11 protein-coding genes and 1 pseudogene are annotated in these 14,711 nt (G+C 66.5%); all 12 read right to left on the bottom strand.

The window, feature by feature from the left end; all coding sequences use genetic code 11:
* Window positions 1-87: 87 nt before the first annotated feature.
* Window positions 88-1,050, bottom strand: a complete 963-nt coding sequence (lpxC, locus tag J2R76_RS38860) for a UDP-3-O-acyl-N-acetylglucosamine deacetylase (RefSeq protein ID WP_076824136.1) — start codon at window positions 1,048-1,050, stop codon at window positions 88-90.
* Between the two features lie 349 nt (window positions 1,051-1,399).
* The gene (ftsZ, locus tag J2R76_RS38855) at window positions 1,400-3,190 is read right to left on the bottom strand and encodes a cell division protein FtsZ (protein WP_057015002.1); all 1,791 of its coding nucleotides are present in this window, start codon (window positions 3,188-3,190) and stop codon (window positions 1,400-1,402) included.
* Window positions 3,191-3,279: 89 nt separating this feature from the next.
* The gene (ftsA, locus tag J2R76_RS38850; RefSeq protein ID WP_028332543.1) at window positions 3,280-4,596 is read right to left on the bottom strand and encodes a cell division protein FtsA; all 1,317 of its coding nucleotides are present in this window, start codon (window positions 4,594-4,596) and stop codon (window positions 3,280-3,282) included.
* Window positions 4,593-5,603, bottom strand: a complete 1,011-nt coding sequence (locus tag J2R76_RS38845) for a cell division protein FtsQ/DivIB (RefSeq protein ID WP_229192362.1) — start codon at window positions 5,601-5,603, stop codon at window positions 4,593-4,595. The genes ftsA and J2R76_RS38845 overlap by 4 nt, the downstream gene beginning before the upstream one ends.
* A pseudogene (locus tag J2R76_RS38840) lies at window positions 5,543-5,837 on the bottom strand (D-alanine--D-alanine ligase); the annotation flags it as partial. The pseudogene J2R76_RS38840 and the gene J2R76_RS38845, both read right to left, overlap by 61 nt.
* Before the next feature lie 98 nt (window positions 5,838-5,935).
* The gene (locus tag J2R76_RS38835; protein WP_057015000.1) at window positions 5,936-6,922 is read right to left on the bottom strand and encodes a D-alanine--D-alanine ligase; all 987 of its coding nucleotides are present in this window, start codon (window positions 6,920-6,922) and stop codon (window positions 5,936-5,938) included.
* A 107-nt stretch (window positions 6,923-7,029) separates the two neighbouring features.
* A complete protein-coding gene (gene murB, locus J2R76_RS38830; RefSeq protein ID WP_253626134.1) occupies window positions 7,030-7,950 on the bottom strand; it encodes a UDP-N-acetylmuramate dehydrogenase in 921 nt (306 codons plus the stop codon).
* A 2-nt stretch (window positions 7,951-7,952) separates the two neighbouring features.
* On the bottom strand, window positions 7,953-9,356 hold the full coding sequence (gene murC, locus J2R76_RS38825; protein WP_253625836.1) for a UDP-N-acetylmuramate--L-alanine ligase: 1,404 nt from the start codon (window positions 9,354-9,356) through the stop codon (window positions 7,953-7,955).
* Between the two features lie 120 nt (window positions 9,357-9,476).
* Entirely contained in the window at window positions 9,477-10,577 is a 1,101-nt protein-coding gene (gene murG, locus J2R76_RS38820; RefSeq protein WP_229192358.1) for an undecaprenyldiphospho-muramoylpentapeptide beta-N-acetylglucosaminyltransferase, read from the bottom strand.
* Between the two features lie 112 nt (window positions 10,578-10,689).
* The gene (gene ftsW / locus J2R76_RS38815) at window positions 10,690-11,841 is read right to left on the bottom strand and encodes a putative lipid II flippase FtsW (protein ID WP_028342184.1); all 1,152 of its coding nucleotides are present in this window, start codon (window positions 11,839-11,841) and stop codon (window positions 10,690-10,692) included.
* 247 nt (window positions 11,842-12,088) lie between these two features.
* A complete protein-coding gene (gene murD / locus J2R76_RS38810; RefSeq protein ID WP_229192356.1) occupies window positions 12,089-13,489 on the bottom strand; it encodes a UDP-N-acetylmuramoyl-L-alanine--D-glutamate ligase in 1,401 nt (466 codons plus the stop codon).
* A 109-nt stretch (window positions 13,490-13,598) separates the two neighbouring features.
* Window positions 13,599-14,705, bottom strand: coding sequence for a phospho-N-acetylmuramoyl-pentapeptide-transferase (mraY, locus tag J2R76_RS38805; RefSeq protein ID WP_016846578.1), 1,107 nt, complete (start codon window positions 14,703-14,705; stop codon window positions 13,599-13,601).
* Window positions 14,706-14,711: the final 6 nt, after the last annotated feature.

The raw sequence follows: 14,711 nt of genomic DNA, 5'->3' as shown, positions 1-14,711 counted from the left end.
GAATAAGGCGACCCGGCGAAGCTCACAGCCTGCTGTGGTTATTACGGAAATTGGGCCCGACCGGCCAGGCGATCAGGACTTGGGCGATCAGGACACGTCCGGGCCATAGGCCGGGGCGACGAGGCCGCCCACGGTGCCTGCACCGGCTTCGACATGGCCACGGGCCGGCCGCCGAGCCGTCTCCGATTCGACCACCCGCCAGGCGCTGCGGTCGGCGAGCAGCGCCTTCAGCACCGCGTTGTTGAGCTTGTGGCCGCCCCGTACCGAACGGTAGCTGCCGAGCAGCGGCAGGCCGGCCAGCGCCAGATCGCCGATCACGTCGAGCACCTTGTGGCGGGCGCATTCGTCGGCGTAGCGCAGGCCCTCGGCGTTGAGCAGACGGGCCTCGTCGAACACCACGGTGTTGTCGAAGGACGCGCCGAGCGCGAAGCCTGCACCCCACAGCCGCGCCACGTCGCTCATGCAGCCGAACGTGCGGGCACGGGCAACCTCGCGGCGGAAACCTTCCGGCGACAGATCGAAGGTGAAGGTCTGGCGACCAATCACCTGGTTGGTGAAATCGATCTCGACTTCGGTGCGGAACCCGCCGGCGAACGGACGCAGCTCGCCAACCGATTCGCCGATCTTGACCTGCACCGGCTTCAAAACCTGGATGAAGCGGCGGACGCCGGGCTGGGTCACAATGCCGGCCTGATCGATCGCCGCGACGAACGCCGCAGCGCTGCCGTCCATGATCGGAACTTCGGCGCCGTCGACTTCGATGGTGGCGTTGTCGACGCCCATGCCGCGCAGCGCCGCGAGCACGTGCTCGGCGGTGGAAACCAGCGGCCCTTCGCGGTCACCCAGCACCGTCGCGAACTCGGTCGCGATCACCGCATCGGCGGTGGCCACGACTTCACGGTCGGAACCGTCGAGACCGGTGCGGACAAAAATAAAACCCGCATCAACAGGTGCAGGTCCCAGGGTGAGACTGACAGGAAGACCGGAATGAACGCCTACGCCAGTCACGGTGGCTTGCGACCGAAGCGTTGTTTGACGGCTGAACTTCATTCGATAATGCCCACTACCCGACTTCACTCAATTCAAGTGGCCAATTTCCCCAAGGCCGACTCGCTTGAGCTCCCCAAGTCACGGCAGACCATAGTCACGGCCCTAAACCGCGCCAACTCACGCTTCTTTACCGATTGTTACCCCATCTCCGCCGCATTCACGCCCAAGGTAAACCAAACTACGGCAGCGAAAGCGGTCCTCGGCAACGCGCCATCTGACCACCGAAAGAATAATTAATCATTTAAAATCAGTTGCTTGTTCATCCGGCGCGATCGCCTGCCCGCGACAAGGAAAAGGCCCCGGCGGTTCCCCGCCGAGGCCTTCTTCGTGGCCAAGATTGTAACAAACTTCAGTTTGCCTGCCGGCGCAGGAAGGCCGGGATATCAAGATGGTCGTCGCCCTGTGGCGCTGGGGCAACAGGTGCCTGGCGGCCATGAGCGTCCAGACCCTGCGGCGCAGGGCGCTTTGCATATTCGGATACCGGCGATTCGTTCGCCGAAATCTGCTGGGCGACGCTGCGGGCCGGCTTGCGCTCGGGCAGTGGCGGCATCGTCGGCATGGCCGGACCGGAGGAACGGGCCGCGATCGGCGGCTCGGTCTCCTCGTCGCGGCGGCCGAGGCCGACATTGGCCAACCGCTGCAGCAGCGACAGGCGGGTCTTCTGCGGGTGTTCCGGTTCGCCGTCACCGCTGGCCTGGCGGATTTCGGCCTGCGCCGGCATCGGCAGATCCTCGAACTTCGGCATCCGCGGAGCACGGACCGGCGACCGTTCCGCCGCCTGCGGGATGAAGGTCTCGGGCGGCATCGGCTCATGCTGCTCGGCCCGGGCGGCCTCGTGGTCCGGGAACAGCGAGGGCTTCTGGGCAATCGGCCGCACGGTGACGTCACCGTAGGAGGCCGGCTGCATCGGCGCCTGGGCGGCCGGCGCGCTGTCGGGAGCAACCGCGGCGGCGATCGCCGCGAGCGCGGCGCGCTCGACGGCCGGACGCTGCTGCTGGCCGGCCGGAGCCGCAATCGGGGCGACCGTCACGCCGGTCGGCGGTTCCAGCTTCTGGGCACGCTCGGCCATGCGCTGATTGTCGGCACGCAGGCGGGCGGTCAGATCGGCCAGCCGGCTCTCCGGCGAACCGCCCGACTGCTGCGCGGCGGGAGCCTGGGCTCGGGAGGCGATCGCGGCCTGCTCGATACCAGTTGCGACCACCGAGACGCGAATGACGCCGTCGAGCGATTCGTCGAAGGTGGCGCCGACGATGATGTTGGCGTCGGCGTCGACTTCTTCGCGGATGCGGGTGGCAGCTTCGTCGACCTCGAACAGGGTCAGGTCCTTGCCGCCCGTGATCGAGATCAAGAGGCCGCGGGCGCCCTTCATCGAGCTGTCGTCGATCAGCGGGTTGGCGATCGCGGCTTCCGCGGCGGTCAGCGCGCGCTTCTCGCCGGTGGCTTCGCCGGTGCCCATCATCGCCTTGCCCATTTCGCGCATCACGGCGCGGACGTCGGCGAAGTCGAGGTTGATCAGACCTTCCTTGACCATCAGGTCGGTGATGCAGGCGACGCCCGAGTACAGCACCTGGTCGGCCATCGCGAAGGCGTCGGCGAAGGTGGTCTTCTCGTTGGCGACCCGGAACAGGTTCTGGTTCGGAATGATCAGCAGCGTGTCGACCACCTTGTGCAGCTCGGCGATGCCGTGCTCGGCGGTGCGCATCCGGCGCTGACCTTCGAAGTGGAACGGCTTGGTCACCACGCCGACGGTGAGGATTCCCATCTCGCGCGCGGCCTTGGCGATCACGGGTGCAGCACCGGTGCCGGTGCCGCCGCCCATGCCGGCGGTGACGAACACCATGTTGGCGCCGGTGAGGTGATCGCGCAGCTCGTCCATCACCTCCTGCGCGGCCGCAGCGCCGACGTCGGGCTGCGAACCGGCGCCGAGGCCCTGGGTGACCTGGGTGCCCATCTGCACGATGCGCTGCGCCTTCGACATGGTCAGCGCCTGCGCGTCGGTGTTGGCGACGACGAAGTCGACGCCCTGCAACCCGGCGGTGATCATGTTGTTGACGGCATTACCACCCGCGCCGCCGACGCCGAAGACGGTGATCCGCGGTTTCAGCTCGCTGATGTCAGGGGGTGTCAGATTGAGTGCCATGGTTGCCTCTCTCGATTATGCGCGCGTTGGTTCGTCCCGGCCGCTGGCCGCCGGAGCTGGTGAAAATGCAGTGAGCCGGGGTGCGGTCATCAGAAGCCCTCGCGAAGCCATCGTCCGACCTTTCCGAAGTAACCGTCTGTCCCTGTCCTGAGCTGCCGCGTGCGCCGCGGTTCGACATGTTCAAGATGTGCGTATTGCGGATAGACTAGGAGGCCCGTCGGCACCGAGAATGAGGCGCCCTTCGCCTCGTTCGGCAGCCGGCCGAAGCCGAGCGGACGGCCGATGCGGACCTGACGGTTCAGGATGCGGGTGGCAAGCTCGACGGTGCCGGTGAGCTGCGAGGCGCCGCCGCTCAGCACGACGCGCGCCCTCGGCTCTGCCGCAAAGGGGGAATCCGCGAGCCGGTCACGGACCATTTCGAAAATCTCCTCGGCGCGATGCCGGACAATGTTCGCAATCGTGGCGCGGGACACGATTTGCGGCGTCTCCCGATCATCGCCTGCAGTGGGAACGGACATCAGCTCGCGCGAGTCCGAACCGCCGGTCAGCACCGTGCCGTATAAGGTCTTGATTCGCTCGGCATCCGCAATGCACGCGCCGATGCCGCGCGCAAGGTCCATCGTGATGTGTTGTCCGCCCAGCGCAAATCCGGATGCGTGCACGAGACGTCCGCCGGAGTATGTCGCGATCGTGGTCGATCCCGCGCCCATCTCGACGACGGCAGCGCCGAGATCGGCCTCGTCGTCGGTCAGCACCGAGAGGCCCGCGACATAGGGGCTCGACGCCATGGCTTCGACGTTGAGATGGCAGCGCTCGACCACCAGCATCAGGTTCTTGGCGACCGTCGCGTCCGACGTCACCACGTTCATGTCGACGCCGAACTGGCGCGCCACCATGCCTCTGGGATCGCGGATGCCCTTGACGCCGTCGAGCGCGTAGCCGACCGGCAGCGCGTGCAGCACGGTGCGGCCCGCGCCTGCGGCGTGGCGCATGCCGGCGGACGTGACGCGGCTGATATCGTCCGAGGTCACCGAGCCGCCGCGGATATCGGCCGCGGCCTCGACCAGCTGGCCGTGCTGCCGGCCGCCGGAGACCGACAGCAGGACGGATTCGACACGGACCTTGGCCATGCGCTCGGCCAACGCCACCGCGTGGCGCACCGCCTTCTCGCATTCGGCGAGATCGACCACGGAGCCGGCCTTGACGCCGCGCGACTGGATCTGGCTGTAGCCGATCAATTCGACCGCATGGGTGCGTCCGCGCAGCGCCTCGTTCGGCGGCGATGGCCTCAGCCGCGCGATCATGCAGGCGATCTTGCTGGAGCCGACATCGAGCGAAGCCACCATCGCGGTGCGCTTCTGCATCGGGCGGGTCTTCGGGGTCAGGTTGCGATCGAGGCCGGTCATGCGGAGTCACCGGCCTTCTTCTTGGACTTCTTGTCCTTGAACAGTTCGTCGCGCGCCTTGCCGGCGTCCTCCGACAATTGCACGATAAGCCGATCGGGCAGCCGCATGTCGACGGCGACAATGTCGCGCGAGAACAGCTTCTCGTCCTTGTCGAGCCTGGAGAGCGCAGCGAGCGCGTTGCCGACGTCGTTCTCTGGCAGGCGGACGTCGAGACCGTCCTTGAGGCGCAGGTTCCAGCGCCGCTCGCCGACGAAGATCGCCGCCTTGGTCACCGAACGGACCTGCGGATAACGGTCGAGCAGCGCCAGGAAGTCGTGGGCCCTGACGTCGGCGCCCTTGCCGACCACGAGCGGCAGATTGAGGAAGCGGCGCGAGACGTAGGGCTCGAGCACCGCGCCGTCGGAAGCGATCACCGACAGGCGGCCGTTCTGCTGCCACAGCGCGAAGGCGGTGCGCTCGACGATGTCGATCTGCAGCCGGCCCGGATAGAGCTTCAGGATCGTGGCATCCGCGATCCAGGGATTGGCCTTCAGCTTGGCGCGCACGGTGTCGGCGTCGAGGAACAGCAGCGAGGAGCGGCCGTTGACGCCGCCGATCGCGAGCACCTCGTCCTGGCTCAGCTGCTTGCGGCCGTTGATGCCGACGGTGGTGATGCGGAAGCCGGCGGTGTTGGCGAGCGCGTTGCGGGCATCGCTGAGCGCGGTGGTGAATTCCTCGACATGACCACCCTTGACGATGCCAAGGCCCAGGCTGCCGAACAGGATCGCGAGCGTCGCGACCAGCCCGATGCGGCGCGGCAGATAGCGTTCGACCATCAGGATGTAGCGGTTCGGCGGCTCGCGATCGATGATGACTTGCGGCCGCTTGGCGGCACGCCGCCTGCGGGGTGCGAGATGGGCGCCGACATACTCGCGCAGCAGCACCGCCGCTCCGATAGCGGCTGCTCTCAGGTCAGCTTGAGGCCCCAGCGATCGCAGCGATCGGGTGAGGCGTCCTGCACCATCCATTGCACGAGCTCGTCACATGTTGCGCCCGCAAACCCCGCGGGTCCCGGCACAAATCACGTCTCGGCTAGACCGGTGGGATTAGAGTGGCCCCCTGTTCCCTGGTTGCGATCCTCGAAGCGGTAATCCGCGACAGCTCACGCCCCGGCAGCCAAGCGCTACATGCGCCGCCAGCGTTAACCTTCGGGCTTCCTGGTAAACAAAGGGTAAATGACTTCGGCCTGGAGCGTGTTTTGATCAACGCTGTGAGTACTTTGCCGCGAACTCGTTAGCATTTTAGCAACAGCGCCCGGGTTCCATCCGGCCGACCAGGGCGGGTTCCCCCTGGCCGGGCATTAACTTCGGACGCGGCGGCGGGCCAGCTCGATCTGGTCGGTGAGGAAGTCGGAAAAGGCGATACCCTGTGCTTTCAAGGCCTTAGGGTACAGTGATGCCGCGGTGAGCCCCGGCAGAGTGTTGGTCTCAAGATAGACCGGGCCATTGGCCGAGACGATGAAATCGCTGCGCGAGTAGCCGGTGCAGGACAGCGCGCGGTGCGCCCGCAGCGCATGGTCCATGATCGCGGCGCTGACCTCGGGCGCGAAGCGGCCAGGACAAATCTCCTGGGTCGACTTCAAAAGGTATTTGGCTGTGTAGTCGAAGGTTCCCTCCCCCGGCACGATCTCGATCGGCGGCAGCGCGAACACGGAGCCGTCGGACTGCTCGAGCACGCCGCAGGTCGCCTCCACGCCCGATACGAACGGCTCGATCAGATACTCTTCATGCTTCGCGGCATTACGGACCGCGACGAGATCCTGCTTCGCGTTGACGAAGATCAGCCCGTAGCTCGATCCGTCCTTGGCCGGTTTTGCGATCAGCTTGCCGTGTTTCGCAAAGGCGTCATCGATCTGTTCGACATTGATGCCCTGCGGCGCGTTGAGGCCCGCGATCGCGGCGAAGCGCTTGGCCGACGGCTTGTCGAACGCCAGATGCGACGATGCCGAGCCGGAGCCGGTGAACGCGACGCCGCGCATCTCGCACATCGCCTGCAACTCGCCATTCTCGGCGCGGCCGCCGTGCAAACCGAACACCAGCACACGCTGCTCGGCGCTCGCCTTGTCGAGCGCCTGGTCGAGTGCGATGCCGCGACCGTCGGGTTTGAAGTCGACCTCGAACGGACGCGTGTGGCCGAGCAGTTTTTCCGACGTCACCGCGTGCACGGTGTCGTCGACGTCCCAGAACCAGAGATCCGCGTCGGGCAGCGCGCGGTGCAGCGCCTGCGTGCTCGCCACCGAGACCAGACGCTCCTTGTTGGTGCCGCCGAACAGAATGGTCACCTGCATCTTCTTTGCCTGTCTTCGCTGCTTCCGTCATTCCGGGATGGTCCGAAGCACCAGACCGGACTCTCGAGATTCCGGGTTCGATGCTGCGCATCGCCCCGGAATGACGACTACGATGAATTCCCGATCCGCTTGATTTCCCAGTGTAGCTCAATTCCGCTGCTTTGCTTGACCCGTTCACGCACCATCTCGCCGAGCGTCTCGATGTCGTGCCCGGTAGCGTTGCCGGTGTTGATCAGGAAATTGCAGTGCATCTCTGACACCTGCGCGCCGCCTATTTTGAGGCCGCGACAGCCGGCGGCATCGATCAGCTTCCAGGCGCTGTTGCCGGGCGGATTCTTGAAGGTCGAGCCGCCGGTCTTCTCGCGGATCGGCTGCGCGGTCTCGCGATGGCTCTGCACCTCGTTCATGCGGGCGCGGATCGCCTCAGCATCGGTGATCGTGCCGCGGAAGCGCGCCGAGGTGAACACGATCGACGGATCGGCGCCGCTGTTGCGGTAGACGAACTTCATGTCGGCATTGTCGAACGTATGCTTCGTTCCGTCGCGGCCGATGCCGGTGGCCTCGATCAGCACGTCCTTGGTCTCGCCGCCATTGGCGCCGGCATTCATGCGCAGCGCGCCGCCGACGGTGCCGGGAATGCCGAAGAAGAATTCCATGCCGCCGATGTCAGCAGACGCAGCCGTCTCGGCGACGCGCTTGTCGAGCGCCGCAGCGCCGGCGATGACGACATCGCCGGCCGCGCTGGTCTCGCCGAACGCGCGCGGCGCGAGCCGGATCACGACGCCGGGCATGCCGCCATCGCGCACGATCAGATTGGAGCCGACGCCGACGACATAGACCGGCAATTCCTGCGGCAGGCGCTTCAGGAAATATGCGAGGTCATCTTCATCTGCCGGCGTGAACAACACCTGTGCCGGGCCGCCGACGCGAAACCAGGTCAACTCGGCCAGCGACTGGTTCGCCAGCAGCCGCCCGCGCAGCTCCGGCATCGCGGCTTTCAGGTCGGGCGTGATGTCGGGGAAGGTCACGATCACCCCAACGCCTTCAATTCGCCGGGCAGCGCGTAGGCCCATTGCGTGATGTTGCCGGCGCCGAGGCAGACGACGAGGTCGCCGGGCTTGGCAAGGCCGTGCACGATCTTCGCGAGCTCGCCCGCGTTCGGCAGCGGCACCACATTGCGATGGCCGTGGGCGCGCAGGCCGGCGGCGAAATGATCACGGTCGACGCCGGCGATCGGCGCCTCGCCGGCCGGATAGACCTCGGCGACCACGACCGCATCGGCGTCGTTGAAGCAGGTGCAGAATTCCTCGAACAGCGATTGCAGGCGGGTGTAGCGATGCGGCTGCACCACGGCGACGATCTTGCCGTTGACGGATTCCCGCGCCGCCTTCAGCACGGCTGCGATCTCGACGGGATGATGACCGTAATCGTCGATCACGGTGATGCCGTTGGTCTCGCCGGTCTTGGTGAAGCGCCGCTTGACGCCGCCGAAGCCGGCCATGGCCTGGCGGATGACGTCGTCGGACACGCCAAGCTCGTGCGCGACCGCGATCGCCGCCGTCGCATTCGATGCGTTGTGGCGCCCCGGCATCGGCAGCATGATATCGGCGATCTCGTGGACCGCGCCGGACTTGCGATCGCGGATCGCGACCGAGAATTTCGAGCCGCCCCCCATCGGCGTCAGATCCTTGAGCTGCGTATCGGCCTGCGGGTTCTGGCCGTAGGTGATGATGCGGCGGTCTTCGATCTTGCCGACGAGCGTCTGCACCACGGGGTGATCGGTGCACATCACGGCAAAGCCGTAGAACGGGACGTTCTCGACGAAATTGCGGAACGCGTCCTGGATCGCCTCGAAGGTCTTGAAGTGATCGAGATGCTCGGGGTCGATATTGGTGACGATGACGACATCGGACGGCAGCTTCAGGAAGGTGCCGTCGCTCTCGTCGGCTTCGACCACCATCCAGTCGCCGGCACCGAGCCGCGCGTTGGAGCCATAGGCGTTGATGATGCCGCCATTGATCACGGTCGGGTCGAGCCCGCCGGCATCGAGCAGGGTCGCCACCATCGTCGTCGTGGTGGTCTTGCCATGGGTGCCGGCGATCGCGACGCAGCTCTTCAGCCGCATCAGCTCCGCCAGCATCTCGGCGCGCCGCACCACCGGAATGCGCCGCGCGCGCGCCGCCATCAGCTCGGGATTGTCGCGCTTGATCGCGGTCGAGACCACGACGACATCGGCGCCATCGACATTCTCGGCGGCGTGGCCGACCGAGACCTTGGCGCCCTTCTTGCGCAAGCGGTCGAGGTTGTAATTGTCCGAAGCATCGGAACCCTGCACGGTGTAGCCGAGATTGATCAGCACTTCGGCGATGCCGCTCATGCCGATGCCGCCGATCCCGACGAAGTGAATGGGTCCGATCTCGCGCGGCAGTCTCATGATGCTAACACCTTCATCGTCTCCGGACTCACCCCGGCAATTCTCCGACTTATGAAAGACTGATATGGCCGGGACAAGCCCGGCCATGGCGTCCCACGGCCGAAATTCCTCGAAAGCGGCCTAAATTCCGGCCACTTTCGCAACCAGATCGGCCAGCCGCTCGGCGGCATCGAGCCGGCCGACGCCGCGCGCGGCTTCCGCCATCGCGGTCAGTTTCGCGGGCTCGGCGGCGAAGGCCGAAATGTCAGCGGCCAGCCGCTCGGACGTGAAGTCGCTCTGCGCGATGCGCAGCGCGCCGCTCGCCTGCGACAGCACGCCGGCATTGGCAAACTGGTCCTGATCGATCGCGCCGGGCAGCGGCACCAGGATCGAGGGCCGGCCGATCGCGGCGAGTTCGGCCACCGTGCCGGCGCCGGAGCGCGAGATCACGAGCTGGCTCGAGGCGAGGCGCGCCGGCAGGTCGGCGAAGAACGGCGCGAGCTCGGCGTTGATCTTGAACCGGTCGTAGACCGCGCGCACCCGATCCATGTCTTCTTCGCGCACCTGCTGGGTGATGATCAGGCGGCTCCACAGCGCGGGCGCGAGCTGCTCGATCGCCGGCGGCACGATATCGCTCATCACCCGCGCGCCCTGGCTGCCGCCGACGACGAGTAGGCGCAGCGGCCCGTTCGCCTCGGGCGGCGTGTATTTCACCGCAGCGGCCGCAAGGATCGCCGGCCGCATCGGTGTGCCGACCGTGGTGGCCTTGCCGGCCAGCGCGGGATCGCGATCGAGCACGCCGGGCAGCGAGGTCGCGATCGCGTTGACGCGGCCGGACAGGAAACGGTTGGCGCGGCCGAGCACCGCATTGGCGTCATGGATGATGCCGGGAACGCCGAGCAGCCGCGCCGCCATCAGCGGCGGCAAGGTCGGGTAGCCGCCGAAGCCGACCACGGCCGCGGGCTTCAGCCGCCGCACCAGATTGGCAGCGACCAGCGTGCCGTAGCCGAGCATCAGCGCGGTCCGCGCCAGCGAGATCGGGTTGCGGCTGCGCACGGTTGCGCTCGGCACGAGGTCGATGCTCTCCCGGCCGAACAGGCCGGAATAGCGCAACGCGCGGCCGTCGGTGGCGAGCCGGACCCGCAGGCCGCGCCTGATCAATTCCACGGCGAGCGCTTCGGCCGGGAACAGATGGCCGCCGGTGCCACCGGCCGCCAGCAGAATCAGGGGCGCGTTGTCCATGGCCGCCTTTTACATCGTCACTGCGAGCGAAGCGAAGCAATCCATCGCCCCGCAGAACGGAGGGATTGATTGCTTTGTCGCTTCGCTCCTCGCAATGACAACAAGGGTTCACCTACGCGTAGGCGCGCTGAGCGCTGGCGCCTTCCATCGATTCGATCTCGGTGCGCGGCCGCTGCCGCGTGAGCGCCAGCATCATGCCGACGCCATAGGCGAGCGACACGAACGAGGAGCCGCCATAGGAGATGAACGGCAGCGTCATGCCCTTGGCCGGGATCAGTTGCAGGTTGACCGCCATGTTGATGGTCGCCTGCACGCCGAACAGGATCGCAAGCCCCGAGGCTGCGAAGCGCGAGAACATGTCCTCGGTGGCATAGGCGCGGGTCAGCGTACGGATCACGATGAAACCGAACAGCGCGACCAGCATCAGGCAGAGGATGATGCCGAACTCCTCCGCCGCGACCGCGAACACGAAGTCGGTGTGGCTGTCCGGCAGGCTGCGCTTGGCGATGCCCTCGCCGGGCCCCAAGCCGAACCAGCCGCCGTTCCAGAACGCCTCCATCGCGGTGTCGACCTGGAAGGTGTCGCCGGAGGCGGGATTCATGAAGCGCTTGATGCGGCCGGCGACGTGCGGCACCAGCAGATAGGCGCCGAACAGGCCCGCGCCCGCCGCGCCGGCGAGCCCGAACACCCAGATCATCCGCATGCCCGCGATGAAGAACAGCGCGCCCCACACGGTGAGGATCAGCATGGTCTGACCGAAGTCGGGCTCCATCACCAGCAGCGTGACCAGCGTCAGCAACAGCACCAGCGCCATCGAGGTCGCCGGCATCTCCGGCCGCTTGGTCGATTCCGCAAATAGCCAGGCAGCGACGATGACGAAAGAGGGTTTTGCGGCTTCGGAGGCCTGGATGTTGACGCCGAGCAGCGTGATCCAGCGCCGCGAGCCCTTGACCTCGGGTCCGATCAGCAGCGTCAGCACGATCAGCGCGATCGAGACCGCGAACACGATCAGCGCGGTGCGCCGGATCTGCCGCGGCGTCATGAACGAGACGCCGATCAGCACCATCAGCGACGGCACCAGGAACATGACGTGGCGGTTGAAGAAGTGGAACGGATCGAGCCCGATCCGGGTCGCCACCGGCGGGCTCGCCGCCAGCGACAGGATGACGCCGGCCAGCATCAACGCGGCGATCGCCACAAGCAGCAGCTTGTCGACGGTCCACCACCAGTCCGAGAACGGGGTGCGTTGGTCACGGGCGAGCATGGGCGTCCCCAGATGGCAGAGATAACGTCTATTCGTGGCGCAGGATGGTTTCCAAGGGGTTAACGGGATGGGTAACTTTTGAGGGAGGTGGTTGAGCCCCCATCCCGACGTCGTCCTGGCGAAAGCCAGGACGACGATGAGGATGGTTCTCGCGCGATACGACGCACCGTCACTGCGTACTTCATCTCGGTGTCATCGCCCGGCACCGAACGGCGGATTACGCTGTGCCAATCCGCCCTACGTGTCGTCACACCACCGGCTTGACGCCCGGCAGCGCCTGCACGATGTCGCGGAAGGCGGCGCCGCGGATTTCGAAATTGCGGTACTGGTCGAACGAGGCGCAGGCCGGCGACAGCAGCACGACGGCTTCCGCGAGCCCCGATGCCTCGGCATCGCGCGCGGCGCTGGCGATCGCGACGTCGAGCGTGCCGGACATGTCGTGCGGGACGCGCTCGCCGAGCGTGCCGGAGAATTCGGCCGCCGCCTCGCCGATCAGATAGGCCTTGCGGATGCGCGGGAAATATTCGGTCAGGGTGGTGATGCCGCCGGCCTTCGGCTTGCCGCCGGCGATCCAGTAGATGTCGGCGAACGACGACAGCGCATGCGCGGCCGCATCCGCGTTGGTGCCCTTGGAGTCGTTGACGAACAGCACGTTGCCGCGGCGGCCGACCTGCTCCATGCGATGCGCGAGACCCGGGAAGCTGCGCAGGCCGTTCTGCAGCACGTCGGTCGCGATACCCATCGCCAGCGCGCAGGCCGAGGCGCAGGCGGCGTTCTGCGCATTGTGCAGGCCGCGCAGCGAGCCGATGCCGCCTAGCCGCGCGATCTCGCTGCGCGCCGCGCCCGAGGCACGCACGATGGTCTCGTGCTCGACATAGAGGCCGTCGGGCAGCGGGTTCTTCACCGAGATGCGCACCACGCGCTTGCCGGCGCGATCGAGCCGGTCGGCGATGTTGCGGCACCAGATGTCGTCGACGCCTGTTATCGCGGTGCCGCCGGCCTGCACGCCGGCGACCAGCCGCTCCTTGACCGCGGCGTAATGCTCGAGCGTGCCGTGGCGGTCGATGTGATCCTCGCTGATGTTGATCAGGATGCCGACCGACGGATCGAGCGACGGTGCGAGGTCGATCTGGTAGGACGACATCTCGATCACATGGACGCGGCCCATGCGCGGCGGCTCGAGCGACAGGATCGCGGTGCCGATATTGCCGCCCATCTGGGTGTCGTAGCCGGCGACATCAATCAGATGCGCGATCAGCGCCGTGGTGGTCGATTTGCCGTTGGTGCCTGTGATGGCGACGAACGGCGCGTTCGGCGCATGACGGCGCCGCTCGCGGCAGAACAGTTCGACATCGCCGATCACCTCGCACCCCGCCTCGCGCGCCTTCAGCACGCTCCAGTGCGGCGCCGGATGGGTCAGCGGCGCGCCGGGGGTCAGGATCAGCGCGGCGAAATTCGCCCATGACACGCTGCGCAGATCGGCGGTGGTGAAGCCGGCCTGCGCCGCCTTGACGACGTTGTCGGCATTGTCGTCGGCGGCGATCACCTCGGCGCCGCCGGCCTTCAGCGCCTGGCAGCTCGCGAGCCCGGAGCCGCCGAGCCCGAACACCGCGACCGTCTTGCCGGAGAAGGAGGTGACCGGGATCATGTCTATCTCCCTGTCATTCCGGAAACCGCGCAGCGGTTATCCGGAATCTCGAGATTCCGGGTTCTCGCTGCGCGAGCCCCGGAATGACAGTCAATGGGATGCGAAGCCATCAGCGCAGCTTCAGCGTCGACAGGCCGGCGAGCGCCAGCATCACCGAGATGATCCAGAACCGGATCACGATCTGCGGCTCGGTCCAGCCCTTCTGCTCGAAATGATGGTGCAGCGGCGCCATCCGGAACACGCGCTTGCCGGTGAGCTTGAACGAGGTGACCTGGACGATGACCGAGACCGCCTCCAGCACGAACAGGCCGCCGATCACGGCGAGCACGATCTCGTGCTTCACCGCAACCGCCGTCGCGCCGAGCATGCCGCCGAGCGCCAGCGAACCGGTGTCGCCCATGAAGATCGAGGCCGGCGGCGCGTTGAACCAGAGGAAGCCGAGGCCTGCGCCGAGCACCGCGCCGCACAGCACCGCCAGTTCGCCGGTGCCGGCGACGTAATTGATCTGCAGGTAATCCGAGAACACCGCGTTGCCGGTCAGGTACGAGATCATGCCGAAGCTTGCGGCGGCGATCATCACGGGCACGATGGCAAGACCGTCGAGACCGTCGGTGAGATTCACCGCATTGCCGGCGCCGACCATCACGAAGGCGCCGAAGATCACGAAGAACCAGCCGAAATTGATCACGAGGTCCTTGAAGAACGGAATCACGAGCGAGGTCGACGACACGTCGCGCCCGAGCCGGACCAGCGCGTAGGTGGCGGCAAGCCCGATCGCGGCCTCGATCAGCAGCCGCAGCTTGCCGGCGAAGCCGCTGTGCGACTGCTTTGTGACCTTCAAATAATCGTCATAGAAGCCGACGAAGCCGAAGCCGAGCGTCACCGCCAGCACGATCCAGACATAGGGATTGAGCGGGTTGGCCCAGAGCAGCGTCGACACCACGAGCCCGGACAGGATCATCAACCCGCCCATGGTGGGCGTGCCCTTCTTGGAGATCAGATGCGACTGCGGACCATCGGTGCGGATCGGCTGGCCCTTGCCCTGCCGCAGCCGCAGATGATCGATGATCCAGGGCCCGAACAGGAACACGAACAATGCGCCGGTCACCATCGCGCCGCCGGTGCGGAAGGTGATGTAGCGGAACACGTTCAAAGCGCTGCGGAACGCCCCAAACCCCGGAACGGTGTTGGACAGTTCGATCAACCAGTAGAACATTCGAGG

The organism is Bradyrhizobium sp. USDA 4532, from assembly GCF_024171315.1.
Lineage (GTDB): Bacteria > Pseudomonadota > Alphaproteobacteria > Rhizobiales > Xanthobacteraceae > Bradyrhizobium > Bradyrhizobium australafricanum.
Note: the sequence above shows the minus strand (reverse complement) of the source record. Positions and strands in the feature narration are given on the sequence as shown.

Bases quoted from the DNA above. Each gene is read 5' to 3' on its own strand.
- ftsW (WP_028342184.1), bottom strand. From the start codon at position 11,841: ATGCTCGCCCGTGACCAACGCACCCCGTTCTCGGACTGGTGGTGGACC.
- ftsZ (WP_057015002.1), bottom strand. From the start codon at position 3,190: ATGGCACTCAATCTGACACCCCCTGACATCAGCGAGCTGAAACCGCGG.
- mraY (WP_016846578.1), bottom strand. From the start codon at position 14,705: ATGTTCTACTGGTTGATCGAACTGTCCAACACCGTTCCGGGGTTTGGG.
- murC (WP_253625836.1), bottom strand. From the start codon at position 9,356: ATGAGACTGCCGCGCGAGATCGGACCCATTCACTTCGTCGGGATCGGC.
- J2R76_RS38835 (WP_057015000.1), bottom strand. From the start codon at position 6,922: ATGCAGGTGACCATTCTGTTCGGCGGCACCAACAAGGAGCGTCTGGTC.
- J2R76_RS38845 (WP_229192362.1), bottom strand. From the start codon at position 5,603: ATGGATGGTGCAGGACGCCTCACCCGATCGCTGCGATCGCTGGGGCCT.
- murG (WP_229192358.1), bottom strand. From the start codon at position 10,577: ATGGACAACGCGCCCCTGATTCTGCTGGCGGCCGGTGGCACCGGCGGC.
- lpxC (WP_076824136.1), bottom strand. From the start codon at position 1,050: ATGAAGTTCAGCCGTCAAACAACGCTTCGGTCGCAAGCCACCGTGACT.
- ftsA (WP_028332543.1), bottom strand. From the start codon at position 4,596: ATGACCGGCCTCGATCGCAACCTGACCCCGAAGACCCGCCCGATGCAG.
- murD (WP_229192356.1), bottom strand. From the start codon at position 13,489: ATGATCCCGGTCACCTCCTTCTCCGGCAAGACGGTCGCGGTGTTCGGG.